24 protein-coding genes and 1 pseudogene are annotated in these 22,800 nt (G+C 67.1%); 11 read left to right on the forward strand and 14 right to left on the reverse strand.

What is annotated here, in order from left to right:
* Positions 1 to 13 precede the first annotated feature (13 nt).
* Entirely contained in the window at positions 14 to 1,366 is a 1,353-nt protein-coding gene (locus ACFU4Z_RS13710; protein WP_379062609.1) for a flavin monoamine oxidase family protein, read from the reverse strand.
* A 55-nt stretch (positions 1,367 to 1,421) separates the two neighbouring features.
* Here ACFU4Z_RS13710 and ACFU4Z_RS13715 point away from each other — a divergent pair, with 55 nt between their 5' ends.
* Positions 1,422 to 2,021 carry a TetR/AcrR family transcriptional regulator gene (locus ACFU4Z_RS13715; protein ID WP_379062611.1) on the forward strand — a complete coding sequence of 200 codons (600 nt, stop codon included), beginning with the start codon at positions 1,422 to 1,424 and terminating at the stop codon, positions 2,019 to 2,021.
* 121 nt (positions 2,022 to 2,142) lie between these two features.
* On the opposite strand, the gene ACFU4Z_RS13720 is transcribed toward ACFU4Z_RS13715, so the two are convergent.
* The 5 genes and pseudogenes from ACFU4Z_RS13720 to ACFU4Z_RS13740 all read right to left on the reverse strand — a co-directional run.
* Positions 2,143 to 2,709: a hypothetical protein gene (locus tag ACFU4Z_RS13720; protein ID WP_379062613.1), complete on the reverse strand. Its 567-nt coding sequence runs from the start codon at positions 2,707 to 2,709 to the stop codon at positions 2,143 to 2,145.
* Between the two features lie 35 nt (positions 2,710 to 2,744).
* Positions 2,745 to 3,668 (reverse strand): tachylectin-related carbohydrate-binding protein, encoded by a 924-nt coding sequence (locus ACFU4Z_RS13725; RefSeq protein ID WP_379062615.1) that lies wholly within the window; start codon positions 3,666 to 3,668, stop codon positions 2,745 to 2,747.
* Positions 3,669 to 3,841: 173 nt separating this feature from the next.
* Positions 3,842 to 4,015: an SAM-dependent methyltransferase gene (locus ACFU4Z_RS13730; protein ID WP_379063447.1), complete on the reverse strand. Its 174-nt coding sequence runs from the start codon at positions 4,013 to 4,015 to the stop codon at positions 3,842 to 3,844.
* 82 nt (positions 4,016 to 4,097) lie between these two features.
* A complete protein-coding gene (locus tag ACFU4Z_RS13735; protein WP_379063498.1) occupies positions 4,098 to 4,679 on the reverse strand; it encodes a hypothetical protein in 582 nt (193 codons plus the stop codon).
* A 75-nt stretch (positions 4,680 to 4,754) separates the two neighbouring features.
* Positions 4,755 to 5,216, reverse strand: a pseudogene (locus tag ACFU4Z_RS13740) (DUF5984 family protein); the annotation flags it as partial.
* Here ACFU4Z_RS13740 and ACFU4Z_RS13745 point away from each other — a divergent pair.
* Positions 5,107 to 5,799 (forward strand): LppP/LprE family lipoprotein, encoded by a 693-nt coding sequence (locus ACFU4Z_RS13745; RefSeq protein ID WP_379062617.1) that lies wholly within the window; start codon positions 5,107 to 5,109, stop codon positions 5,797 to 5,799. The pseudogene ACFU4Z_RS13740 and the gene ACFU4Z_RS13745 sit on opposite strands and share 110 nt — an antisense overlap.
* A 50-nt stretch (positions 5,800 to 5,849) precedes the next feature.
* On the opposite strand, the gene ACFU4Z_RS13750 is transcribed toward ACFU4Z_RS13745, so the two are convergent.
* Positions 5,850 to 6,437, reverse strand: coding sequence for an NADPH-dependent FMN reductase (locus tag ACFU4Z_RS13750; protein ID WP_379062620.1), 588 nt, complete (start codon positions 6,435 to 6,437; stop codon positions 5,850 to 5,852).
* Between the two features lie 138 nt (positions 6,438 to 6,575).
* Here ACFU4Z_RS13750 and sigJ point away from each other — a divergent pair, with 138 nt between their 5' ends.
* From sigJ to ACFU4Z_RS13770, 4 genes are all read left to right on the forward strand, one after another.
* The gene (gene sigJ, locus ACFU4Z_RS13755; RefSeq protein WP_379062622.1) at positions 6,576 to 7,469 is read left to right on the forward strand and encodes an RNA polymerase sigma factor SigJ; all 894 of its coding nucleotides are present in this window, start codon (positions 6,576 to 6,578) and stop codon (positions 7,467 to 7,469) included.
* Between the two features lie 58 nt (positions 7,470 to 7,527).
* Positions 7,528 to 7,917 (forward strand): VOC family protein, encoded by a 390-nt coding sequence (locus ACFU4Z_RS13760; RefSeq protein WP_379062624.1) that lies wholly within the window; start codon positions 7,528 to 7,530, stop codon positions 7,915 to 7,917.
* 390 nt (positions 7,918 to 8,307) lie between these two features.
* Positions 8,308 to 8,811: a DinB family protein gene (locus tag ACFU4Z_RS13765; protein ID WP_379062626.1), complete on the forward strand. Its 504-nt coding sequence runs from the start codon at positions 8,308 to 8,310 to the stop codon at positions 8,809 to 8,811.
* Between the two features lie 108 nt (positions 8,812 to 8,919).
* Entirely contained in the window at positions 8,920 to 9,807 is an 888-nt protein-coding gene (locus tag ACFU4Z_RS13770) for an NAD(P)-dependent oxidoreductase (RefSeq protein WP_379062628.1), read from the forward strand.
* 54 nt (positions 9,808 to 9,861) lie between these two features.
* Here the strand turns inward: ACFU4Z_RS13770 and ligA are convergent, their stop codons facing one another.
* From ligA to ACFU4Z_RS13785, 3 genes are all read right to left on the reverse strand, one after another.
* Positions 9,862 to 11,853 (reverse strand): NAD-dependent DNA ligase LigA, encoded by a 1,992-nt coding sequence (gene ligA / locus ACFU4Z_RS13775; RefSeq protein ID WP_379062630.1) that lies wholly within the window; start codon positions 11,851 to 11,853, stop codon positions 9,862 to 9,864.
* A gap of 322 nt (positions 11,854 to 12,175) precedes the next feature.
* Positions 12,176 to 12,820 carry a dihydrofolate reductase family protein gene (locus ACFU4Z_RS13780; RefSeq protein WP_379062632.1) on the reverse strand — a complete coding sequence of 215 codons (645 nt, stop codon included), beginning with the start codon at positions 12,818 to 12,820 and terminating at the stop codon, positions 12,176 to 12,178.
* 255 nt (positions 12,821 to 13,075) lie between these two features.
* The gene (locus ACFU4Z_RS13785) at positions 13,076 to 13,480 is read right to left on the reverse strand and encodes a hypothetical protein (protein WP_379062634.1); all 405 of its coding nucleotides are present in this window, start codon (positions 13,478 to 13,480) and stop codon (positions 13,076 to 13,078) included.
* Positions 13,481 to 13,880: 400 nt separating this feature from the next.
* Between ACFU4Z_RS13785 and ACFU4Z_RS13790 the strand changes: the two genes are divergently transcribed.
* Positions 13,881 to 14,180, forward strand: coding sequence for a hypothetical protein (locus ACFU4Z_RS13790; RefSeq protein WP_379062636.1), 300 nt, complete (start codon positions 13,881 to 13,883; stop codon positions 14,178 to 14,180).
* A gap of 245 nt (positions 14,181 to 14,425) precedes the next feature.
* Positions 14,426 to 14,722 (forward strand): hypothetical protein, encoded by a 297-nt coding sequence (locus ACFU4Z_RS13795; protein WP_379062638.1) that lies wholly within the window; start codon positions 14,426 to 14,428, stop codon positions 14,720 to 14,722.
* Between the two features lie 70 nt (positions 14,723 to 14,792).
* Here the strand turns inward: ACFU4Z_RS13795 and ACFU4Z_RS13800 are convergent, their stop codons facing one another.
* Together ACFU4Z_RS13800 and ACFU4Z_RS13805 are read right to left on the reverse strand one after the other, a co-directional pair.
* Entirely contained in the window at positions 14,793 to 16,022 is a 1,230-nt protein-coding gene (locus tag ACFU4Z_RS13800) for a cytochrome P450 (protein WP_379062640.1), read from the reverse strand.
* A 122-nt stretch (positions 16,023 to 16,144) separates the two neighbouring features.
* On the reverse strand, positions 16,145 to 16,744 hold the full coding sequence (locus tag ACFU4Z_RS13805) for a TetR/AcrR family transcriptional regulator (RefSeq protein ID WP_379062642.1): 600 nt from the start codon (positions 16,742 to 16,744) through the stop codon (positions 16,145 to 16,147).
* A 99-nt stretch (positions 16,745 to 16,843) separates the two neighbouring features.
* On the opposite strand from ACFU4Z_RS13805, the gene ACFU4Z_RS13810 reads away from it, so the two are divergent.
* Positions 16,844 to 17,893 carry a BtrH N-terminal domain-containing protein gene (locus ACFU4Z_RS13810; protein WP_379062644.1) on the forward strand — a complete coding sequence of 350 codons (1,050 nt, stop codon included), beginning with the start codon at positions 16,844 to 16,846 and terminating at the stop codon, positions 17,891 to 17,893.
* Between the two features lie 99 nt (positions 17,894 to 17,992).
* Here ACFU4Z_RS13810 and ACFU4Z_RS13815 read toward each other — a convergent pair whose 3' ends face one another.
* Complete coding sequence (locus ACFU4Z_RS13815) at positions 17,993 to 18,652, reverse strand: class I SAM-dependent methyltransferase (RefSeq protein WP_379062646.1); 660 nt, start codon at positions 18,650 to 18,652, stop codon at positions 17,993 to 17,995.
* A gap of 21 nt (positions 18,653 to 18,673) precedes the next feature.
* Positions 18,674 to 21,451: a LuxR C-terminal-related transcriptional regulator gene (locus ACFU4Z_RS13820; RefSeq protein ID WP_379062648.1), complete on the reverse strand. Its 2,778-nt coding sequence runs from the start codon at positions 21,449 to 21,451 to the stop codon at positions 18,674 to 18,676.
* A gap of 249 nt (positions 21,452 to 21,700) precedes the next feature.
* On the opposite strand from ACFU4Z_RS13820, the gene ACFU4Z_RS13825 reads away from it, so the two are divergent.
* Together ACFU4Z_RS13825 and ACFU4Z_RS13830 are read left to right on the forward strand one after the other, a co-directional pair.
* The gene (locus ACFU4Z_RS13825) at positions 21,701 to 22,057 is read left to right on the forward strand and encodes a VOC family protein (protein ID WP_379062650.1); all 357 of its coding nucleotides are present in this window, start codon (positions 21,701 to 21,703) and stop codon (positions 22,055 to 22,057) included.
* Between the two features lie 118 nt (positions 22,058 to 22,175).
* Positions 22,176 to 22,649 carry an iron chaperone gene (locus tag ACFU4Z_RS13830; protein WP_379062652.1) on the forward strand — a complete coding sequence of 158 codons (474 nt, stop codon included), beginning with the start codon at positions 22,176 to 22,178 and terminating at the stop codon, positions 22,647 to 22,649.
* The last annotated feature ends 151 nt before the right edge of the window (positions 22,650 to 22,800 follow it).

The following is a 22,800-nucleotide window of genomic DNA, read 5'->3' on the forward strand; positions in this document are numbered from 1 at the left end:
CGACGGCGGCCGGTCACCAGCGGTCGAGAATTTCGCGCGCGGCGCGTTGCCCGGATTCGACCGCGCCGTCGATGTATCCGGCCCAGCGGGTCGCTGTCTCGGTGCCGGCCCAGTGCAGCGAGCCGGTCGGGCGGCGCAACTCCGGTCCGAAGCGTGTCACAGTCGATGGGGTCGCGAAGGCGCCATAACAGCCGCGGCTGTAGGTTTCGGTGGCCCAGTCCTTTTCGATGTAGTGGACCGGGCTGCGCGCCTTGGGGCCGAAATATGCCGCGAGGTCGTCGAGAACCGCGTCGCGGCGTTCTTTCGGCGCCAGACGAGCCGCGGCTTGGGCATGGGTGGCTTCGAGAAATCCGACCAGGACCGCAGGGGCGGTGTCGGGCGGACCGGCATCGAAGACCGTGCCGAGCGCGCGGCGGTCGCTGTTGGCCTGCCCGGACAGACCCTGTGCGCGCCAGAACGGCTCGTCGTAGACCACGTTGACCTTGATCGTCCACCCCATCGGCAGACGTTGGAGCAGCTGGGCGCGCTCGGCGGGCAGGTCCGGAGTGAAGCGGATTCGGTTCACCAGCGGAGGCGGGACCGCGATGATCGCGTGCCGTGCCCGCCACTGCCGCCGCCCGGCACGCACCCGAACCTCGTCTTCGCTCCAGTCGATCTCGGTCACCGCGGCACCGAGGACGACCGGGTCATCCAGCTCCTCGGCCATGGCGATCAACAGTCGCTGGGTGCCGCCGACGACCCGGTCCTGCTGGGCACCGCCGGTCGTGTTGATCAATGAGTCGACGCCGCCACCCGAATGGATGTAGAACTGCGCCCACAAGGCCGACATCTCGTCCGGTTCGGCGCACCAGACCGCCTGGGTGACCAGCCGGAAGAACGCGCGTCCGGTGGCGGTGTGCGAGTGCTTGCGCAGCCACGTGTCGAAGGTCTGACCGTCGAGTTCCCGCGCGTGGGGCGCCGTCCACGGTGCCTGCAGAGGTACCCGTCGAGCCGAGCGATCCAGGCGCAGCTGCGTGAGGCCGATATCGGCGAGCACGAGCGGGTTCAGCCGGGGCATTCGGCCTCGGAAGCGGCTGACGCGACCGCCGAAGTCGCCGATGTTCGCGCCCTGATCATGCGTCGGGTACGTGGAGAACCCGAGTTCGGTCAGCAATGCCAGCACCCGGTCCTGGCCGGGGCCGACCCACATGCCGCCGACTTCCACGGACGTGTCGCTGCCCGGTACTTCGACGTTGAGGGTTCGCCCGCCTACTCGGTCCCGGGCCTCCAACACCACGACATCGCGTCCGGCCGTGGTGAGCGCGCGGGCTGCCGTCAGTCCGGCCGCCCCGGCCCCCACCACGATCACATCTTTGAGATCCGACATTCGCCTACACCTAACATCTCAGATACACGATGTATGTGAATGTAGTCTTGTTGCTGTGACTGTCAAGGGACGACGTGCGGAATACGCCGAAGCCACCCGATCCGCCCTGCTGGAGGCGGGCCGCCGGCTGTTCGTCGAACGGCGGTACTCGGAACTGTCCGCCGACGAGATCGCTCGGGCCGCCCGCCTGACGCGCGGAGCCGTGTACCACCACTTCAGCGGTAAGCAAGGATTGTTCGAGGCCGTATTCGAGCAGGTCGAACAGGAGCTGACAGCACGTTTGACGAGTGCGCTCGGTGAGCCGGGCAACCCCTGGGACACCGCGGTCCGCGCCTTGAACGTGTTCCTCGACGAATGCACCGACGTGGCCTATCAGCGCATCGTGCTGCAGGAAGGGCCGTTCGCCCTGGGCTGGGACCGATGGCGCGAACTCGACGAGCGGTACATGGTCGGCCTGATCCGCGACCTGGTCGACGACCTGATCCGAGCCGATGTCTTCCCGCCCCGATCGACCGAGCTGACTGCCCGCGCCATCTACGGGCTGCTCACCGAACTGGCCTGGAGCCTCGCCGACACGAACGACGATCAGGTGCGGCGCGAAGCGGGTCAGATCGCGCTCGTCATGATCAGCTCCCTGCGCCGCGAAGCCGAATGACGATGAACCTTCACACGTTCCGCCCGCTACCGATGATTCGCGGGCGGGAGTCGATCTGCGCGATGTCCGGATAGCCGCTCGTCACGCCGACCCTCACACCACGTATGCGCGCCGCAGGCACCTACTTCATGAGACTCAGCAGGCCGAGGTGCGGTGCGAGCGCGCCGTCCTGACCGAGGGCAAGGAAGTCCGCTTCCACGGCCGAGAGCGCGAGTTTCCCCGCGCGGACCGCGCGGTAGCGCACGAACGACCAGAGAAACACATCGAGGTTGTCGAACCAGGTACCACTTTCGACCACCTCCTCCTCGTGAAACCACACGGCCACTTGGCCATTGGTGAGCACGACATACAGATTGCCCCCACCATCCGCACCGATCGAATACACATCGTCGTCGGTGAGCTCGGTGAGGTAATCCGAATCCCTTATGCCGCAATCATTTCCAGCGAAATCGAAACCGTAGGACCAGGAGAAGATATCCAAGAACTGCGGCAATCGGCCCGAGCGCACCCGTCGATCGAACGCGGCGAGCGCCGCCGCGTCGGCGGGAGCCAGGCCCGCGAGAAAAGGTGCCGCTGAACGGGTTTGCTCCGGTACTCGGACGGGCGCGGCATCGGGGAACCATTGCGCCAGATCGGAATCGAGGTCGCGATCGGTGTAGCCGACGACGTCGGCCAGGGTGAGCGTCACGTGGGGATTCTAGAAGCACCTCAGACACCCCGCTTTTACAGCGCCACCAACGATCCAGGAAATACGGGGACATTGCTGAGGCAGCAGAGGACAACCTTACCGCCGTCGCCCGCGGTCCAGGTCGGTTCACCGGCTTGCCAACCGTCGTGCCGGTACCAGTCCACGTCATCGAATATGGTGCCATGAGGGAAAGGGTCGTCGCCGAATGTCATACCGCCGTCGCCGACGGTCCGTGCACTCGTGGCAACGGGCTTCTCGAAGCCATAGATCTGGCCGCTTGCGTCGTACGAGCCGAACACCCGACTGTAGGCATTCCATCCGCTGCCGACGCGTCTTCCACCTTCGCCCGCGGTCCAGGTAGGTGATCCGTCCGTCCAGCCGTCATGGCGATACCAGTCCATATCACCGTCGGCGGTGATCCCGTAGATGATGCCGCGTCCGACCGAGAACACCCTTGGATAAGCGCCCCATCCGCTGCCGACGCGTCTTCCACCTTCGCCCGCGGTCCAGGCCGGCGATCCGTCCGTCCAGCCGTCATGGCGATACCAATCCAACTCACCCTCGGGCGTGATCCCATAGATGACAAAGCCGTTGGGCTGCCCCGCGACTGCCCGCCTGCCGCCCGCGAAGACCTGGGTATACGCGTTCCAGCCGCTACCCACGAGACGGCCGCCATTCCCGGCGGTCCAGGTCGCGGTGCCGTCCTTGAACCCATCGTGGCTGTACCAGTGCATGTCCCCGCCGGGGGTGATCGCGTAGATAATCCCCTGCGCTCCACCGCAGAAAACGGAACGGTAGGCACCCCATCCGGAGCCGACGTTTATCCCGTCGTCCGGCCCCGTCCATTCGGAGCCCACCCCGGTCCAGACGGTCGTGCCATCCGATGTTCCATCATGACGGGCCCACTGCAGGCCTCCGTCGGGCTTGATCCAGTAGAAGACTTGACCGAAACCGCTCATTGATCCCTCCATTCGTTGCCGATGAGGAACGCCAGATGCCAGCCAACGAAGTATTCCACGGCGGCCGAGATCGGCGCGGTCATTCGAGGTGAGCGGCGTTCACTCGCTGCGATGCCCGCCGTAGGGCACCTCCTGGTCGACAATCAGGAGGCGTTCGATCTCATCGCCGTCCTTCAGGAGGGTGTGCTGTGGTGGTGCACGCGGCCGCGCGCGAGCGCGGCTCGATCGCTGTCGACATAGGTCACGGAGGCCTCCGGGATCACCGATCGCGCGATCTCGTGAACATCGGACGGCGCGGGAAAGCCCGTGCCGATGTCGAGGAGCTGCCGAATCCCTTGCGCGGCTATCGCTCAGCCCGAAACCCGGCCGATGAATCCGCCCCAGCACCAACCGATCTCGATCCGCATATCGCGTGGTGCCGTCTCTTCTTCAGTCCAGGTAGTCCTCTTCGAGGCGCTCCAGCGCCCAGGCCCAATACGCCGACTCCGCCCACTCGTGGGCGCGGATCGCGGCGATCAGCTCTCGCGCGGCTTCGTCGGAGTCGGGCCCCTCCAGCCGCGCGGCGAGACCCGCCATCAACGCGACCGCCCCGGCCGCCTCCCGCACCGAGGTGAACGCGACGCCCTGGTCGCCCTCGCCGTGGTCCCAGCCGCTGGGCGCGTAGACCTGGACCACACCGGTCTCCCCGTCCAGCATCAGGGTCATCTCCCCGTAGAACTCGCCGAGACCATAGGCGTACTTCGCGGGCGGGGAGTCGTCGTCGGGGTAGCGGCGGCCGAACAGCTCGTCCGGGTCGGCCTCCCACATGCCCTTCTCCGGCAGGTCCGCCGAGTCGAACCACTCGCCCTCCAGCACCACCGCAGGGAACCCCACCTCGGAGAGGAAGGCCCGCGACTCGGCGTGCTCCAGCCGCTCGGGCAGCTCGGATGGGCGCCACAGGGCCCCCGCGCCGACCTGCGCGGCCAGCCACTCGAAGGTGGGGTCCGCCGCCTTGGTGATCTCAATTGTCATGGTGCCATTGAACATCGCCTCGACAAACCGAATCCGGTTCGGACCAGCCCTCCGCGACGACCTCAGTTCGACGTCGGCTGGTGGGCCGGCCGAAGCCAACTGTGTGACCCGGGTCCGCATGGCCTCGAGCAGGCAACGATCGGAATCGGTGACAGCAGAGACGAATTCCTCGGTGGAAACCGATGCTCGGCCGCATTGCGGTGCGGTGAACGAGATTCGCTCTGTGCCGGCAACCCGGGCCCGGGGGTACGGCCCGACACGCCATCCTGTGCGGGCGCTCGAACAGCGAATGGCTAGGTGTTGGCAATTTCCTTGGCAGAGGCGGCCTTTCGCACGATGCCGGAGCAAGCCCAGAGAATTCGGAGGTGTAACAGCAACCCTCCCGGATCCGACCTTCCCAGCAGAGCCAATTCGGGAGGGAATTCGTATGAGAACGATAGTCTGCACGGTTTTCGCGGCGATCTTGGTGACCGGTGCGGTCGCGGGATGCCAGAGCACCGCGACGCCATCGGCGACCGGACAGCCGACGCCCGGCACATCGGGCCCGGCCACCGCGTCCGCCATCCACGTACCGGCTGGTTCGGACTCGACGCAGGACACACCAGCGCAGCAGCCGCAGGACACACCAGCGCAGCAGCCGCCGGTGACGACGCGCACGCAGGCCGATGACGCCCCTGCCACCGCGGGTAAAGGCAGGTGCGTCGATCTGAACTCAGGCGTGGTCAACAGCGCGATCACATCGATCGGCCCCTCGGTGGGCGGTGACCCGTACAGCATCGACAGCGCCACCGACGCGCCGGTCGGCTCCTGCCCCCAGCTGCTCTGGGTGCTTGCGACAACGCCGCGCGCAACGGCCAGCTCGCCCTACCATGTGCTCTTCTTCAACCACGACGGGTATCTCGGCACCGCGACGCAGAAGGCGACGTCGTACACGAGCGTGGTCGGCTCCTCCGACCGCGATGTCCAGGTGCGCTATCGCTGGCTGACCGGCAACGATGCCAACTGCTGCCCCTCGGGCGGTCCGGTGGTCATCACCTACACCCTCGGCTCGAACGGCAGCAAGGTCACCCCGAACCCGTCGATCCCGGACGAGGTCGCCAATCCCGGCGCTCACCGCTAAGGCGGGTTTTTGGCGACCGAAAGTCGTTTGGCGTCAGCATGATCGGCTCCTCAGGAATTGACGAGAGTGGTTTCGGCGTCCGCCAGCCGTAACGGCGCGAGCGCGGCGCTCCATGCGACGACCTGATCCAGCAGCGTGTTCAGGGCTGTGGCGTGGTGGTCGCCCGGTTGGAAGACGGTGTAGTTCTCGAAATCGGTGAGCACCGAGATCGCGACCTGGTGGCTCACATCGGCCATGCGCAGCGCGCCGCAAACCAGCCGCAGATGCTCCACCGCGCGGACGCCGCCACCCGCGCCATAGGAGACGAATCCGACCGCCTTGTCCGCCCACTGCGCGAACAGGTGATCGATGGCGTTCTTCAACACTCCGGGGGCCGAGTGGTTGTACTCGGGGGTCACCATCACGAACCCGTCGAACGGGGCGATCCGCTCGGCCCACGCGCGGGTGTGCTCATGTACGGAGGGACCGAACATCGGCGCCACCGGCTCGTCCAGATGCGGTAGCGGGTGGTCGCGCAGGTCGATCAGTTCGAACTCGGCGTCGCCGCGACGCGATGCCGTGTCCAGCACCCATCGGGCGACCTGCGGACCGTTACGGTTGGGTCGGGTACTACCGAGGATGATGCCGATTCTGATCATGTCCGGAACTCCTGCTCTGCTGAAAATGTCATGACCTTCCGACGACGCAGCCGGCCGGAATGTCAGGCGGTCTCACAGTTCGGGTCGCTATTTCGTCGATTTCAGTAAGGGACGCATCGACCGAGGGAGCCGAACACCATGACCGATCCGCAACTGCGCTCGGTGATCAGCGAACGCCGTCAGCTGATCAATCTCGCCTACCGGCTGCTCGGCTCACTGGCCGAGGCCGAGGACGTGGTGCAGGAGACCTACGCCCGCTGGTACGCGCTATCCGAGCGGCAGCGACGAGAGGTGACGGCACCCGGCGCGTGGATGACGACGGTCGCCGGCCGCATCTGCCTCGATCTGCTCGGCTCGGCGCGAGCCAGGCGGGAACGCTATGTGGGCGAATGGATTCCGGAGCCGCTACCCGATCGTTCCGAATGGCTCGGTGGTCCCGCCGCCGATCCCGCCGACCGGGTCACCCTCGACGAGTCGATCAGTATGGCCTTCCTTGTCGTGCTGGATTCCATGACGCCGGCCGAGCGGGTGGCGTTCGTCCTGCACGACGTTTTCCGCTACTCCTTCGTCGAGGTCGCCGATATCGTCGGGCGGACCCCCGCGGCCTGCCGCCAGCTCGCCTCCTCCGCCCGCCGCCGCATCCGCACATCGCGGGGGCCGTCGAGAACCCAGCGCGCCGAGGTGGTCAGGGACTTCAAACGGGCTTGGGAGACACAGGATATCGAGGCCCTGATCGGTCTGCTCGATCCGCAGGCGACCGCGACCGCCGACAGCGGCGGCCTGGCTCCGGCCTTCCTCCGCCCGATCAACGGCGGCGAGCAGATCGCCCGCGCCTGGATCGAAATCGCCGCCCGAGCCCCCGAGGTGACGCTGCTCGAGCGCACGGTGAACGGCCAACCCGGCCTGGTGGCGCAGCTCGCCGACGCCATCGTGTCGGTCTACGCCTTCGATATCGCCGACGGCCGGATCACCCGGATCTGGGCGATGCGGAATCCGGAGAAACTGCGGCCCTGGACAGCTGCGCCGCGCTGACAAGGAAAAACGCTTTTCGGCACAATCCCGGACATCCCGCACGCGTACTGTCGCACGCATGGCCTGCAGGATCACCGAACTCGTCATCGACTGTGCCGACCCACAACGGCTGGCGGACTTCTGGTGCGAAGTCCTCGGCTACGTCGAACTCGGCTGGGAGGGCGAGGACCACCTGGAGATCGGCCCGCCCGGAACCGGCTTCGGCGGGCCGCAACCCACACTGGTGTTCGGTCGCAGCACCGAGCCGAAGCGCGGGAAACTGCCGCTGCACCTCGACGTGAACCCCACCGACCGGGATCAGGACGCGGAACTGGAACGGCTGCTCGCCGCAGGTGCGCGGAAGGCCGACATCGGCCAGACCGGCGCCGCAACGTGGCACGTACTGGTCGACCCGGAGGGGAATGAATTCTGCCTGCTCCGGAGCCGGGTCGAGGCGGCGGAGAACTGAAGGGCGATCAGCTCGGGTAGTCCAGGTATTGTCCAGCTCGCGGTCTTGGTGAACATCGGATACCGACGACATCGGCGAGGAACGCGGCCACCGCGTGCTACGGGTCCCGGCAAGGGCGCCGTCATCGACATTTAGCCCGGAATCAAAATCTACGACATACTGACCCTAGGCGGCAGGCCTCCTGACAGGCCTGGGCTGCGGTGTCGATGCAGGCCCGCATCGTCCACGCTCGGTCCGCAATCGCGCGGCGAGCGCCTCTCTTTCCCCGGTCGTTCCCTAACGCCGGACGCTTCGTCTCTCTCCCGAGATTGATCGCTGCACCCGCCGTCTTGTGCCATTCAGCCCATACGCACGGGCCTCACCACACAACAAGGAATGGAGTGAAAGCCCATGAGTACCAACCCAATTACCAACGGCGCCGAGCGAGCGCTCATCGAGAACATGCTCGACCACAACCGCGAAGCACTCATCGAGACCGCACGCGGCCTGTCCGACGCCGACGCCCGCCGACGACTCGTCGCGTCGCTGACGACACCGATCTCATTGATCAAGCATGCCGCTGCCGCGGAACGGATCTGGTTCCAACGGTTCTGGGCGGGACTCGACGAATCCGAATGCGACGGATACTCCCACCGCGACGAGGGCACATTCGCCGTCGCCGACGACGAGTCGCTGACCGACGTCATCGCCGAGTTCGAGCGCGCAAGCCGACGATCACGAGTGATCGCGTCCCGCTTCGACCTCGACGACACCAAGGACAATCCCCGCGAGGGAAACGTCAGTATGCGATGGACACTGCTCGCCATGATCCAAGAGTTCGCCAGGCACGCAGGTCACGGCGACATCCTCCGCGAACAGATCGACAAAGCCACACTCCGACAGCCGAACCCATGAAACTTCGGCCCTACCCGGCTCACTCCCATTGTCGAACTGCTGCTCCGCCCGCGCAATCGTCCCGCTGGGCTTGACCTGAAGGTAAGTTGAGCTTCTAGTGTCCGTTCCGTGAGTGTGCACGAGAACGCAGAAGCAGTGACAGTCGCGGTTCTAGGGTTGGGCGAGATGGGGTCGGCGCTGGCCGCTGCCGTCTTGGAGGCCGGTTATCCGGTCACAGTGTGGAACCGGTCGGAAGACAAAGCTCATCCGCTGGTGGCCGAGGGGGCGCGCCGGGCGACGACGCCCGAGGCGGCCGCAGGCGCAGCCGAGGTGGTGATCGTCAATGTCAAGGGTGGTGCGGTGGCGAAGGAGCTGCTGAGTGCGGCGGCGGCGGCGTTGCCGGGGCGAACCGTGGTCGATCTGACTGACGGCTCATCTGAACAGTCCATGGCCACCGGGCAATTGGTGACCGAGCACGGTGCGGACTACCTGCATGGCCAGATCATGACTATCGCTCCGGTCATCGGCTCACCGGACGCGGTGGTGTTCTACGGCGGCCTCCGTCACGTGTTCGACCGCCACGAAGCCCTGCTCCGAGTCCTCGGCGGCCGCGCCACCTTTGTCTCATCCGACCCGGGTGTGCCCGTGCTGTATGGGATGGCCGTCCACGACATCATGTGGGGTCTGCTGAACGGCTTCCTCCACGCCGCAGCACTTCTCGGCAACGCCGGCATTCGGGTCGGCGACTTCCACCAGCAGGCAGAGCCGTCCTTGGCGGCGCTGCCGTCGCTGTTCCCGATGCTCGCGAACGAGATCGATCGCGCGGAGTTCGCCGCTCCCTACGGTGCGCTCCAACATCATTTGCCCTCCATCGATGACCTGATCACCGAAAGCCGAGCCCGTGGCATCGACATCGACCTGCCCACCTACACCAGAAACCTCGTCGCGGAAGCGCTCGATGCAGGTCACGGCGATGACAGCTATGCCCGGCTGGTGGAACGCTTCAGTCGCGGATAGCTGCGCCGACGGCACCGATCGAGATCAGTTCGGCCCGGTCGAGCGCGCCGAGGTCTAGATGACCTTGGCGGCGATCAGCAGGTTCCAGATCTCGCCCTGGTCGACGACCTCGACGCCGAGCTTCTCCGCCTTGGCCAGCTTGCTCTCACCGACCCCCGCACCGGTGATGAGCAGGTCGGTGTTCGCCGAGACCGAGGACGCCGCCGCCGCGCCCGCCTGCTCACACAGGCGTTGGAACGTCGGGCGGGCGACCTTCTCGCCGGAGCGCGGGTCGCTGATAGCGCCGGTGATCACCACGATCTTGCCTTCCAGGGGTGCGCCGGCCGCAATGACCGGGGGAAGGTCTTCCTCGCGCACGTCCAGGGATACGCCCGCCGCTCGCAGCCGCTCCAGTTCCGGACGCAGGCGAGTGAGGTGCGCGACCAGGGAGGCGGCGACCTTCGGTCCGATATCCTCCACCGCCACGAGGCGTTGCTCGCCCGCGTCGGCGACCTCCTCCAGGGAGCCGAATCCCGCCCGGGCCAGGCGAGCGGCGGTCCCGTCGGAGGCCATCGGTATCGCGAGGCCGATCAACGCGCGGCGCAGGCCGATGGGACGACTCGCATCGATCGAGTCGATCATGCGCGCGGCCGAGACCTCGCCGACGCGGTCGAACTCGAGCAAGCGCTCCTTTGTCAGCGTGTAGAAGTCCGACGGGCGCTCCAGGATGCCCGCCTCGGCCAAACGTTCGATCCACACCTGACCGATGGCGTCGATGTCCGCCGCCGCCCGCGACGCCCAGTGGATCAGCCTGCGCACCGTCTGTGCGGGGCACGAGACGTTGGTGCAGAACAGCTCCCGGCTGTTGCCCTGCTCGGTCACCGGCTGCTCGCACGAAGGGCAGGCGGTGGGCGGCACGATCTCGCGCTCCTTGCCCGTGCGCTTGGCGGCGTCGAGCACGCCCGCCACGAACGGAATCACGTCGCCCGCGCGGCGCACCAGCACAGTGTCACCGACCTTGATGTCGCGGGCGCGGATCACCTCTTGGTTGGCCAGCGTCGCCTTCGTGACCGTGGTACCGCCCACGAACACCGGCTCCAGCCACGCGACCGGGACGATCTTGCCCGTCTTGCCGACGTCCCAGACCACCTCGGCCAGCAACGTGGTCTTCTCCTCGGCGGCGAACTTGAACGCCAGCGCACCACGTGGGGAGTTCGACCGAGTCCCGGCCGCCGCGTAGGCATCTCGGTCGGCCAGCCGCAGCACCGCGCCGTCGAGGTCGTAGTCCAGCTCGTTGCGACCTTGCTCGATCGCGGTGATCGCCGCCTGCGCCTGCTCGGCGTCGGCGCAGAGCCGCATCTGCGCACCCGCGACACCCAGTGCCCGCAGCCCCTCCCCCAGGTCGACCGCGGCGCCGCCTGCAGAGGTATCCAAGTCGAAGCCGAAGAACCGCAGGCGCCGCTCGGAGACCGTGGCCGGGTCCTTCGCCCGAAGCGTGCCCGCCGCGGCGTTGCGCGGATTGATCAGCGGCTTGTCCGGATGCGCTGTGTTGTAGGCGAGGAAGGTCGAACGCAGCATCACCGCCTCGCCACGCACCTCCACCCGCCCCGGGACGTCGATCCGCTCAGGGACGCCATCGACCAACGCGCGGACCAGCATGGTCACGTCGTCACCGGTGGTGCCATCACCCCGGGTCACGGCACGCACCAGCCGCCCGTCCTCGAAGACCAGGGCCAGGGACAAGCCGTCGAGCTTCGGCATCACCACCACCGCCTGGCCGGGGAAGCGGTTGAAGAACGCCGCGACCTGCTCAGGCTTGGTCGCCTTCTCGAGTGACAGCATCGGACGCGAGTGCCGGATCGGGGCGTGCAGCACGGCGGGCGCGCCGACCTGCTCCAGCGGATTCGGGTCGGGCGTGAGGTCGGGATGCGCCTCGATCAGGCCGCGTAGCTCGTCCTCGATCGCGTCGTACTCGGCGTCCGCGACCAGCGGCGAGCCCTGGTAGTAGGCGTCGCGCAGCGTCACGATGCGGTCCGCGAGCTCTTGGATTTGTTCCCCAGTTTCCACAGCTACCGACGTTACCGATACCCACCGACACCCAGGCGGGGCGTCCGGCCTGCTCAATACTTCCCTCTCGTAGTGAGCCGACCGGATTCCACTTCGCTCGCCCAAAGGGCACGACGGGGATCTTGGTAACCGCGGCCGGAAGGTACTGCTCCGATACGACTGCTCGCATCGGAGCGGCGAAAGGAACTAGCTGCGCGGTAAGCATCCGCTCACCGCGCGACCGGCGAGCGCGACGCGCTGCGGCTCGCGACATCAGCTCATGCCGAGTTGAGCGCATTGAGGGACGTGCCGCAAAGCAGTCATGCCTCCTACGTGCGGGCGGTCACGATCGCCAGAACAGGTGGTGCACCACTCCGCTCGGGCTCTGGATCTGCTCCAGTTGAAAGCGGTCGACAAGTTCGTCAGGACTTGCCCACAACCTTTCGCCGCGACCGATTTCTACCGGTGCGACAGCGATATGCATCGTGTCGATGAGATCGGCGTCCAGGAATTCCCGGATCGTGGCGACACCGCCGCCGATTCGCACGTCCAAGCCCTCAGCGGCGGCGAGTGCCTGCACCAGCGCATCCTTCGGAGTCGCGTCGATAAAATGGAACGTGGTGTCTCCCAACGTGATCGAGGGGCGCGGATAATGGGTGAGGACGAACACCGGCGTACGAAACGGGGGTTCATCGCCCCACCACCCCTGCCAGTCGTAGTTCTCCCACGGTCCGCGCTGCGGCCCGAATTTGTTGCGCCCCATGATCTCGGCGCCGATGTTGTTGCGGTAGTCGCGGGCGAAGTAGTCGTCGAGGCCGTAGGTGCCACCGGGCTCGGTGCGGTTGGGCCAGTGCGCGGTGGCGCCCGTCCAAGACCAGAGCGGCCCCGGATCGGCGTGGCCGAACGGGCGATCGAGGCTTTGCCCTTCCCCTGCACCGTAACCATCGCTGGACACATTGAAGTTCTGGACGCGGACCAATTGCGCCATACGACACCTCCATCTGGTTGCACTCTGCAATCAGATGGACCATAGTCACACTGCTCTCATATTGCAATCGGTTCCCCGTGACCGGCCGGAGGAGATAGACATCGACCCCGCGCTCACGAATGTCCGATATTGCCGCCTATCGCGCGGTGCCCAACTGCCGTGCGGCCGCACCAGGATTCGACCGCCGCTGTGTCGCAGGGTCCGCAGAGGACCCCGCGACCAGCTATCGGCTGTGCCGCCCCGGCCCCGCATCCCTCAGGCCGCGTCCAAGGCCGCGATGATCTTGCGTGCCATCGCCGCCACCGCCGGGCCGGGCTCACCCTTGCCGGGCCCGGCCGCGGCTTCGACCGCGACCGCGACAGTGCCACGGAAGTTCTCGACCTCGCCCGGATACTGCTCGCCGAGCAAACTCATCGCCGCGGTCAGGCTCGGCAGCACCTGGTCGGCGAGTTCGGCGACGGACTTGCCTGGCAGGTGGATGTCTCTGGACTTGGCGGCGAGCACGTGCCCGACCAGCCCGGTCGCAGAAGTCAGCGCGATGGAACCGTGCGCGATTCCCTTGTGCGGCGCACCGGCGGCGGCCATCAGCGACACCGCGCCGTAGGCGGCGGTCCGCAGGGTGCTCTTGTCCTGGTCGGTCAGGGCGATGGTGATGGACATGTCGTGTACTCCTCGAAATCGGTGGTGGCACCGACCGTGTCGGTGCCGGTCGTTTTGTTCGATGGACATACTGTCGCCGAGCTGACTGACACCGACCTGACACACACCTGACAGCTCGACTGACACCACGACCGGCCATCAACACGCCAGCCAACCCCGCCGACGATCACACTGCCCAAGACCGCTGCGGCTCAGAACATCCTGCAAAGCCGATGAGCGGACATCTCCTGAGACACCGAAGTTCATCGCTCCGGGACCCGACTCCAGCTGAGTTCGGCCTATTGGGCCTCGAGCCGCATGATTACCAGCGAGTTTTGACCCAATTGGCGGGCTCGGTCGAGGACTCGGTGTGGGTAGCATCCTCGGCGATGATGGGAGTGGGATGTCGGAGGTTGTGAACTTGACGGCGGTTGATTCCGCGGGCACGCTCTGGCCGGTCGTGCTTCGCCTGGGTGAGCCGTCGGTGGCGCGGGTGGAGTTGGTGGGGCAGGGCGTGTTCGGGTCGGATGATGATGACTACCTGAGCTGCCTGCTCGCTGTCCGCGAGTACCTGGAGGAGCGGGGCCAGCTGTTGTGTTGTCAGGGCGCTCGGCCGGATGTATGGCCGTCGGGCATGTTGCGGCAGTTCGGCAACGGTCGGCAGGCATACAAGCGCAAGGCCGTGTTCGCTTTCAACGGCTTGCCCTGGCAAGCAGAGTAGCTGCTCCACTCGCCGCCGCAGGGTCACGCAGCAATCCGAACCCGATGAGCACCATGGCAGCAGGACGTGACTCCAGCGGCGGAGTTCGTCGGCGATGACCGGTTCCAGCTAGCCTCTAGCTCAAACGTTTTCAACGGCTACGTAGGTCCACAACCATGCAGGCATCGCAGGATCCTGCTTCCCGGTCAGCTGAGCCCACTGGGCCCGATGCCGCAGATTCCGCCGCGGCGATGCTGGAGCGAGTGATGGAATCGATCGGTGGACGAGCTGGCGCAGCCACGGTTTTCGGCGAACCGGTCACGGCCGACGGCATCACGATCGTCCCCGTTGCGCGCGCGGGCTTCGGATTCGGTGGTGTCGGCGGCGGCACTCACGTACGCCCGCTGGGCTACATCGAAATCAGTCACGGCGTCGCGGGTTACCACCCGATTCGTGACAGGTGGGGCCATGTCATCGTGCCGCTGACCGCGATCACTGCCTGGCTCGCGGCGCAGTGGATGATCCGCTCCGTAATCGAACTTCGCCGCATTCGGCGTCGATGACACCGCTGGACCTGAACATGGGCGGGACTGGGCTGGCGTGGGGGAATCGCTCGAGCCTGCCGACTGCTGATCAGCTCAATGAGACCGGAAGCGATTGCAGCCCGCGGAAGGACAACCCCGATCGCCATATCTGTTCTCCCGCAGGCGCTATGGCGGGGAACCGGGCCAGCAGGCGGGGGAAGAGTTCGATGCCCTCCATGCGGGCCAGATGTGCGCCGAGGCAGAAGTGGATGCCCGAGCCGAACGCGAGATTCGGGGAGCCGGAGCGGGTGAGATCGAGGCGGTCGGGATCGGGAAAGCGATCCGGATCGCGATTGGCCGCGCCGAGCAGCATGAGGACGGTGCGGCCCGGCTCGCACTCGATGCCCGCCACGATCGTCGGCTCCAGGACGGTGCGGCCGTCGGTCTGCACGGGGGCGTCGTAGCGCAGCAGCTCCTCGACCGCGCCAGGGGCGAGTTCCGCTCTGCCGCACAGGAGTTCGCGTTGATCAGGAAAGGCCAGTAGGGCGGCGAGGCCATTACCTATGAGGTTGGTGGTGGTTTCGAATCCGGCGGCGAAGAGCAGGATGGCGCTGCCTACACATTCGTCGTCGTCGAGCGCGTCCGCCCCGCGCGCGGTGGCGAGGCGGCTGAGCAGATCATCGGCCGGGTGGCGGCGTTTGGCCGCGAGCAGATCGGCGAAGTACGCGGCCAGCTCATCCTCGGCGTCGGCGGAGCGGGCGACGGCCGCGGCGTCCGAGCTCGGCTCCAAGGGCGCGAGCATGGCGCGAATCAATGGCGCGGCGGCGGCGCGGTCGGCTTCGGGCACGCCGAGCAGGTCGCCGATGACGCCGACCGGAAGAGGAAGCGCCAGTTCGGAAATGATGTCGACGGTGTCGTACTCGGCCAAGCCGTCGAGCAGTGTCTCGATCTGCGTGACTACGGCGGCACGCAGTTGTTCCACGTGACGTCCGGTGAACGCGGAGGACACCAGCCGACGCAGCCGCGTGTGATCCGGCGGATTGCGAAACAGCATTGTCCGGCGGAAGCGGTGCGCGGCCCGCTGTCGCAGTTCCTCGGGAATCGGCGAGAGCCGGAAACCGAGCGACTCGTCGGCCTTGCCGATCGCCCGATTACGTAGCGCGGCATCACAATCCGCGTATCGGGAAAGCACGAGTGTGCGACTACCGGTATTCAACACCGGGGCCAGTTCCCGCAATCGTCGATAGCCGTCATAGGGCCCGGCTGCGCCGAAGTCGGTGAGCAGCACCTCGGCCAAGAGCTGTCTCGCCGGGGATTGCGGCTGATCGGTAGCGGTCATCGCGCACGCTCCTTCTCCGACAGCGCGGCCAATCTGTTGACAAACCGTGCACTGCTGTTAACAGACAGAGTCGGTCCACGAACGCGGCATGTCAAGACCTCGCCGGACAAGCATCCGGTCGGTCACATCGAAGCGCCGGGACCAATCAGCCCGCGCACCAGCGCCGTCACCACCTCGCGACTCTCGGCGACATCATCGAAATCGATATCGACCCGCGGCGTCAGCGCGACCGAGGCGACGAAGCGCGTGAGCATCTCGGCCGCCCTGACGGCCCGCCCCGGCGGCACACTCCATTCGATCATCTGGCTGGCGAACCACCGGCTCGACGCCTCCAGCAGCGGCCCGGCCTCCAGCGTGAGATACGGCAGCAGTGCCGGTTCGGCCACCAGAAGTTTGCGCAACAGAACACTATTCCGCAGGTAGGCAATGGTGTGCAGGATATTGCGTGCGGCGCCCTCGACTGCGTCGCCGGGCTGCGGCAGCCGATGCAGCTCGGCGTAGAACCGGAACAGCTCGCGGGCCAGCAGGTCGCGCACGACCGCGTCCCGGTTCTCGTAGTGACGGTAGAGCAGCACGCGGGAGATGCCCGCCTCGGCCGCCAGCTGTGACATCGAAGTCGCCGAGACGCCTTGGGCCACCACCAAACGCCATGCGGTGTCCAGGATCTGATTCTTGCGATCCTCCGCAGGCGGGTCCGCCGCCACCGGACCCCATGGGGTCATCGGCACCGACACTGTTCACCTCCGGTTGACTTCGCAGTGCGCCCAACCCATGCTATTCCATTACAGACAACACAGGACTGTTAACAATGGAGGACCGGCGTGGCCCGTGTGCTGATCGAGGACTACCCGCACCGCCTCGGCGGCCACTGCGGCTCCGGGGCCCTGCGCGACCTCATCGAATGGGCTGGACTCGGCTGGACCGGCCCGCCCAGTGAGGCGCTGGTCTTCGGCATGGGCGGCGGGCTGAGTTTCCAATACCTGCGGATCCCCGGCCTCATGCCGCCGCTCTACTTCGTCGGCCGCACGGCCGATATGGAGCTGGATCTGTGCGCCCGCCTCGACATCGACACCCGCCGCGACCAGACCGACGATCCCGCCCTCGCCTGGTCATGGGTCACCGGCGAACTCGACGCGGGCCGGCCGGTCATGGTCTGGGCAGACATTATGGAACTGCCCTACCTGCGCGTCCGGCTCTCCAATACCCGCCACGACATCGTCGTCATCGGCTACGACACCGACGCCGAGATCGCCTACATCGTCGACAACGACCGCGACGACGTACAGACGGTCCCCCTACAGGCACTCGCGAAAGCCCGCTACTCCACCGGCTTTCCGGATCCCAACCGGCACGCCACCTATCCGATGCACTTCCCGGACCGGCTCCCCGACGTGCTTCCCGCCGCCCGCGACGCCGCAACGGCCGCTGTCGCGAACCTGCACGGCATAATCCAGGAACCGATCGGAGCGGCCGAAGCCGCCCTCCCGCCCGGCTCCACCCGCACCCTCGGCCTGGCCGGAGTCGAGAAGTTCTGCCACGACGTCGCCCGATGGCCCGCGGATCTCACCTCCGACGAACTCGGCATCGCATTGCGCACCGTCCGCGTCTTCGTGGAGAAGGCAGGCACCGGCGGCGGCTTCTTCCGCCGCCTGCAATCGGAATTCTGCAAGGAAGTCGCAGACCTGACCGGCGACAAGCCTTTCCGCGCAGCCGCCGACGCCTACCGCGACTGCGCCACCATCTGGAGCCGCTTCGCCGCGCTCGCCATCACCGACTCCCCCGACCACAACGACCTGGCAGCCTGCGTCGCCGACCTACCCGCGGCCGAATACCGCGCAGCCGACGCCTTGGCCCTCGCCGCCGCACCCTGAGACGATCGCGACGGCGAGCGTCACTCAGCGCACCGAATACGGTGTGTCACCGCACTGCCCACTGCATCGGCTCGGTCACCTACGGGGAAGGTCGCAGTCTCAGATCCGTTTGATTGTCGCGAACCAGGCCGGTGCGCCGTCGTCGTGGAATCTCGTCTGAATCCGGTCCGATTCGATCGCGACGACATCCCATCCATGGCTGGGGTCGAACGCCGCTCTGAGCTCTTCCTGCTTGATCGGGTGCGGGCCGGTATCGGGTCCATCGTCGCTGAAGCACAGCACATACAGGGTTCCATCGTGCTCGGTCGCCGACGCGAGACTCGCCACGTATCCGGGTCGCTCGTCGCCGTCGAGGGTGTGGAACAGCCCGCAATCCAGCACCGTCTCGAACCTGCGCCCCAATCGCTCCAGCTGGAACACGTCAGCCGCAGCGAACTCGACCCCGATCCCACGGTCGTCCGCCTTCTGCCGGGCGATCGCCAGTGCCGTCTCGGCCACGTCGACGCCAAGAACCGACAATCCCAGCGAGGCGATGTGCAGAGCGTTCTCGCCGGTCCCGCAGCCCGCATCGAGCACCGCTCCGGCGAACCCGCCCTCGGATGCCACCCGCACTATCGCCGGCTGCGGCCGACCGACATCCCACGGCGCAGGACCGTCGTGGTACGACGCATCCCATGGCAGTCCCGTCAGCCGCTCGTGACTGGTCGGGCGTCGACCACTGAACGGATCGTCGGCGCGGGTTCCTGATCGCTCTGACAACGTGGTCCCCTTCCTGCAGAGTTAGGCCGGGTCGGTGCCGTTGCCTGCCGCAGCGGAGTCGCCGATGAGAGTCAGCGTACGGGCTTGTTGATAGGGGCAGCAGGCTATTTCGAAGGCGGCCGCGGTGGCGAGTATGCCTGCGGGGTCGTTGTCGAGCAGGGCCGTGGCTCGGTCGACGATCGCGTCGGCGATCGGGTTACCGGCCACCGCGGTTCGAGCGGTGGCGAGGAAGTCACGGGCATCCGGATGACCGGCGAGCACCGCGGCTTCGGCACGCAGTGCGAAGTACCAATGCCGCCACACCCAGATGACCTGCTCGTCCATCTCGTCGGGCTCGGCCGACAGTTCCGCCAAAGCTTGGTCGGCCTGTCCGTGGTGGAGCAGGACGATAGCGTCGAACACGGCGCTGTAGGCGGCCTTCTGCTCCGGTGTCACACCGAGTTCGTCGACGATGGCCAGCCACTCTGCTCTGGCCTCGTCGTCACCGCGCAGGCCGTGGACCAGCGCCACCGCGGCCGCGGCCGTCGCGAGATTGGGCGCGTGCAGGCGTCCGGAGAGCTCCCACGCGTCGATGAACCGTCCGCTGCCCGCGAGCACGCTGTCGGCATTGCCCGCCAGCGCATCCGCAACCAGCAGCCGTGAGGTGGCGAAGTCACCCCGTTCGGCCAGCAACGGCAGGGCGCGAAGCTGCTCACCCCACCGGCGAGCCCCCGCCAAATCACCCGCTCCGATGCAGGTCTCGGCCGCCTCGGACAGCGCATTGACCCGCTCGAGCGCGCTGGCAGGCGTCATCGGGACCGCAGCGAGCAGCTCGACTCGCCGACGGGTCGTCGCCGCGGTGGCGAAGGGATCTCCCGCCCAGCACTGGGCCGCGGCGAGCGCGTCGAGGGCCGCACTGTGGGCCAGCGGATCGCCGGTCCGGTGGGCCAGGTCGACTGCTCGCTCGGCGAGCGTGATCGCCTCGGGCGCACCGTGCTCCGAATCGACCGCGTCGACGAGAACACCGCACTCGGCCAGGGCTACCGCGGCCTGGGCGGCCGGATCGTCGCCTGCCAGCTCGCGTGCCTGCGACAGCAGCGCCGCGGCCTCACCCGAGGGTGGCGACTGGGAGAACGTGTCGGCCATCCGATAGACGGTGATCGCGGCCGTGGCCAGATCGCGGGCGGCCCGGGCGGTATCTCCGGCATTACGCGCGGTGTCCGCGGCGGCACGGTACAGGCGGTACATGTCCTGGCCGCGCATTCGACAACCGGCCACCACCGCGGCGTTCCGAAGCGCCGATGCCGCGACGACCGGGTCGTCGGTGAGCGATGCCGCCTGTTCGTACCGCTGCTGGGACTCGCCGACCAGATTCCTGGTGAAAGTCAGCTGAGCCAGGGCCAGTGCCAGGTCGTGCGCGTCGGCACGGTGATCGGATTGTTCCGCCGCCCAGGCCAGGGCCGCCCGGATGTCGTCGACCGCCGCCTCGAACCTCTTGCGCCAGTCGCCGCTGGCGGGCGGCGGTTCCCCGGCCAGCGCGGCGGCGGTCCTCGAGCACCAGCGCAGGTGGCGCGCACGCATTTCGCGGAGTTCACTGTTCGCGATGAGTTGCTCGGTCTCGTACTGGCGGATCGTCTCCAAAGCCCGGTAGCGAGTGCCGCCCGAGGAAGCCACGGTGGTCAGCAGGCTCTGCTCGGCGAGCCGAGCCAGGCCGTCCGCGACCGCGTTCGGCTCCAGCGGTGGATACCCGGCCACCTCGGCGGCGTCGACGGCGGTGAACGGCGAGACAAGGACCGAGATACGGCGGAGCACGCACCGGTCCGAGGTGGTGAGCAGGGCCTGGCTCCAGTCGAGCATGGCCCGCACGGACTGGTGCCGCTCGTCGGCACGACGTCCACCGACCAGCAGCCGCAGCGGATCGGCGAGGCTGGCGGTGAGACCGTCGAGACCGAGCGTGGGCAGCCGGGCGGCCGCGAGCTCGATCGCCAGAGCCAGCCCGTCGAGCCGCTGGCAGACCTCGTTGACCCGGTCCATTTGCCCCGGATCTACGGGCCAGCCCAGGGCGGCGGCTCGGTCCAGGAACAACGCGATGGCGTCCGCCGCGGCGGCGTCGCCGTCGAGGGACAGCGGGGGAACGGCATAGACCTGCTCGAAGGGCACCATGAGCCGGGCCCGGCTGGTGGCCAATACGGTCACGCGCGCGCAGCGAGCGAGCAGGCGCTCGATGAAGGGCACCGCGCCATCGAGAAGGTGCTCGCAGTTGTCGAGCACGAGCAGGACCTGGCGATCGGCGAGGGCGGTCAGCACCGAATCGTCGAGGCTGCGGCCCTGTTGCTCACCGAGACCGAGAGCACTGGCCACCGCGGATCCGACCATCGCCGGATCCGTGACCGGCACGAGATCCACGAACCAGACGCCGTCCGCGAAATCGACGGCCAGGTCCGCGGCGACGGCCAACGCCAGTCTGGTCTTGCCGACTCCGCCGGGGCCGAGGGCGGTCACGTGACGGTGCCTGGCAACGGCCTCGCGCAGTGCGATGCGCTCCTTGGCTCGGCCGACGAACGACGTCAACGGCGAGGGAAGGGCGACCATCGTCTCGCTCATTCGCTCCGCGCGGGCGAGCTTGGCCGCGCGGGCAGCGAGCGCCCGCCTGTCGGGGACACCGACCTTGCGCAGCAGCGAGGACACATGGGTCTCCACGGTGCGCACCGAGATGAACAACTGCGCGCCGATCTCGGCGTTGCTGCGATGTTCCCCGACCAGGGTCAGGACCTCAGCCTCCCGGTCGGAGATCCCGGCGGCAACCTTCTGCTGTGACACGTCCCCATCTTCGCGCACCGGTCTCGTCCCGTCGCGCGGGCATAGCTACGTGCTCGTTCTCAGTGGAGCGTTCCGTGCTCGGCACGGATGTCACGCCCCCGAGCCGTGCCTACCGTAATTGCCATGGACGCAAGACGAACGGTCCACCAACGAAGTCGCCATCCGAGTGATCGGACTGTCGACTCCTTGACTTCCCGTTCGCCTTCACCTCAGACGATCCCGATCCCACCCACGACATCAGGACTGATCATGACCGCCGCTTCCACCTGGGGAATCAAGACCGTGCTTTACCCCGTTTCCGACCTGGCGACGGCCAAGAGGGTGTACGCCGCCCTGCTCGGCCTCCCACCGCAGACCGACGGAACCTACTACGTCGGCTTCGAGACCGAAGGCCAGCACATCGGGCTGGTGCCGGGCGGTGGACCGCAGGGCATGACCGCACCGGTGGCGTACTGGCACGTGTCCGACATCGAGGCGAAGCTGGCCGAGTTAACCGCTGCGGGCGCCACGGTGAAAGAGCCCGTGCGCGATGTCGGTGAAGGCCGTCGGGTCGCCACCGTCACCGATCTCGATGGCAACGTCCTAGGGCTGCTTCAGGACCGGTGAGTGCCGCTCTCGGCGCTGCTGCCGTCGATCGCCATCACCGACGCCTACAACTGAACCAACTCCCGCCCTCCAGCGTCAAAACCGTCCCCGTCAAGACTCACCCGAAGGAACCCCGCTGATGACCGCTCAGAAATCCACCACACGCACAACCGCGAAAAGCAAGACTTCCGTGAGTTTCTCGGAGGAGGAGCGTGCCGCTATGAAGGAGCACGCCCAGGAGTTGAAGACGGCCGCGCGCCGCGGCTCGCGGGCGTCGAAGGCCGACGGGGAGACGGACGTGCTCGCCAAGATCGCCGAGATGGCCGAATCCGATCGGGTCCTTGCCGAACGGGTCCATGCCATCGTCAAAGCCGGCGCACCGGACTTGACGCCGAAACTCTGGTACGGGATGCCCTCGTATGCCAGGGACGGCAAGGTGGTGTGTTTCTTCCAGAGCGCGGAGAAGTTCAAAGCGCGGTACGCGACATTCGGGTTCAACGACTCCGCGAACCTCGACGACGGCGCCATGTGGCCGACCGCTTTCGCATTGACAACATTGAGTGCCGCCGACGAGGCAAGGCTCGGCGAGCTCGTGAAGAAAGCGGCGGGCTGAGGACTACGCCTGCCCGCAAGGGCGCCATGCGGTTCGGTGCGGCGGCGCGCTGATCGCCGCCGTTCGACTCCGGCCGGTGCGTCGACGCAATAGCGATCGTCCCCGAATAGGACGAACCCGCGGATCGAGGCCGCGAGGTGCGACACGCTGC

Source organism: Nocardia sp. NPDC057440, assembly GCF_042802915.1.
In the GTDB taxonomy this organism is placed as follows: Bacteria; Actinomycetota; Actinomycetes; order Mycobacteriales; family Mycobacteriaceae; genus Nocardia.

Bases quoted from the DNA above. Each gene is read 5' to 3' on its own strand.
- ACFU4Z_RS13760 (WP_379062624.1), top strand. From the start codon at position 7,528: ATGGCCTGCAGGATCACCGAACTCGTCATCGACTGTGCCGACCCACAA.
- ACFU4Z_RS13825 (WP_379062650.1), top strand. From the start codon at position 21,701: ATGACCGCCGCTTCCACCTGGGGAATCAAGACCGTGCTTTACCCCGTT.
- ACFU4Z_RS13805 (WP_379062642.1), bottom strand. From the start codon at position 16,744: ATGACCCCATGGGGTCCGGTGGCGGCGGACCCGCCTGCGGAGGATCGC.
- ACFU4Z_RS13745 (WP_379062617.1), top strand. From the start codon at position 5,107: ATGAGAACGATAGTCTGCACGGTTTTCGCGGCGATCTTGGTGACCGGT.
- ACFU4Z_RS13750 (WP_379062620.1), bottom strand. From the start codon at position 6,437: ATGATCAGAATCGGCATCATCCTCGGTAGTACCCGACCCAACCGTAAC.
- ACFU4Z_RS13735 (WP_379063498.1), bottom strand. From the start codon at position 4,679: ATGACAATTGAGATCACCAAGGCGGCGGACCCCACCTTCGAGTGGCTG.
- ACFU4Z_RS13800 (WP_379062640.1), bottom strand. From the start codon at position 16,022: ATGACCGCTACCGATCAGCCGCAATCCCCGGCGAGACAGCTCTTGGCC.
- ACFU4Z_RS13780 (WP_379062632.1), bottom strand. From the start codon at position 12,820: ATGGCGCAATTGGTCCGCGTCCAGAACTTCAATGTGTCCAGCGATGGT.
- ACFU4Z_RS13765 (WP_379062626.1), top strand. From the start codon at position 8,308: ATGAGTACCAACCCAATTACCAACGGCGCCGAGCGAGCGCTCATCGAG.
- ACFU4Z_RS13725 (WP_379062615.1), bottom strand. From the start codon at position 3,668: ATGAGCGGTTTCGGTCAAGTCTTCTACTGGATCAAGCCCGACGGAGGC.
- ACFU4Z_RS13795 (WP_379062638.1), top strand. From the start codon at position 14,426: ATGGAATCGATCGGTGGACGAGCTGGCGCAGCCACGGTTTTCGGCGAA.
- ACFU4Z_RS13710 (WP_379062609.1), bottom strand. From the start codon at position 1,366: ATGTCGGATCTCAAAGATGTGATCGTGGTGGGGGCCGGGGCGGCCGGA.
- ACFU4Z_RS13785 (WP_379062634.1), bottom strand. From the start codon at position 13,480: ATGTCCATCACCATCGCCCTGACCGACCAGGACAAGAGCACCCTGCGG.
- ACFU4Z_RS13830 (WP_379062652.1), top strand. From the start codon at position 22,176: ATGACCGCTCAGAAATCCACCACACGCACAACCGCGAAAAGCAAGACT.
- sigJ (WP_379062622.1), top strand. From the start codon at position 6,576: ATGACCGATCCGCAACTGCGCTCGGTGATCAGCGAACGCCGTCAGCTG.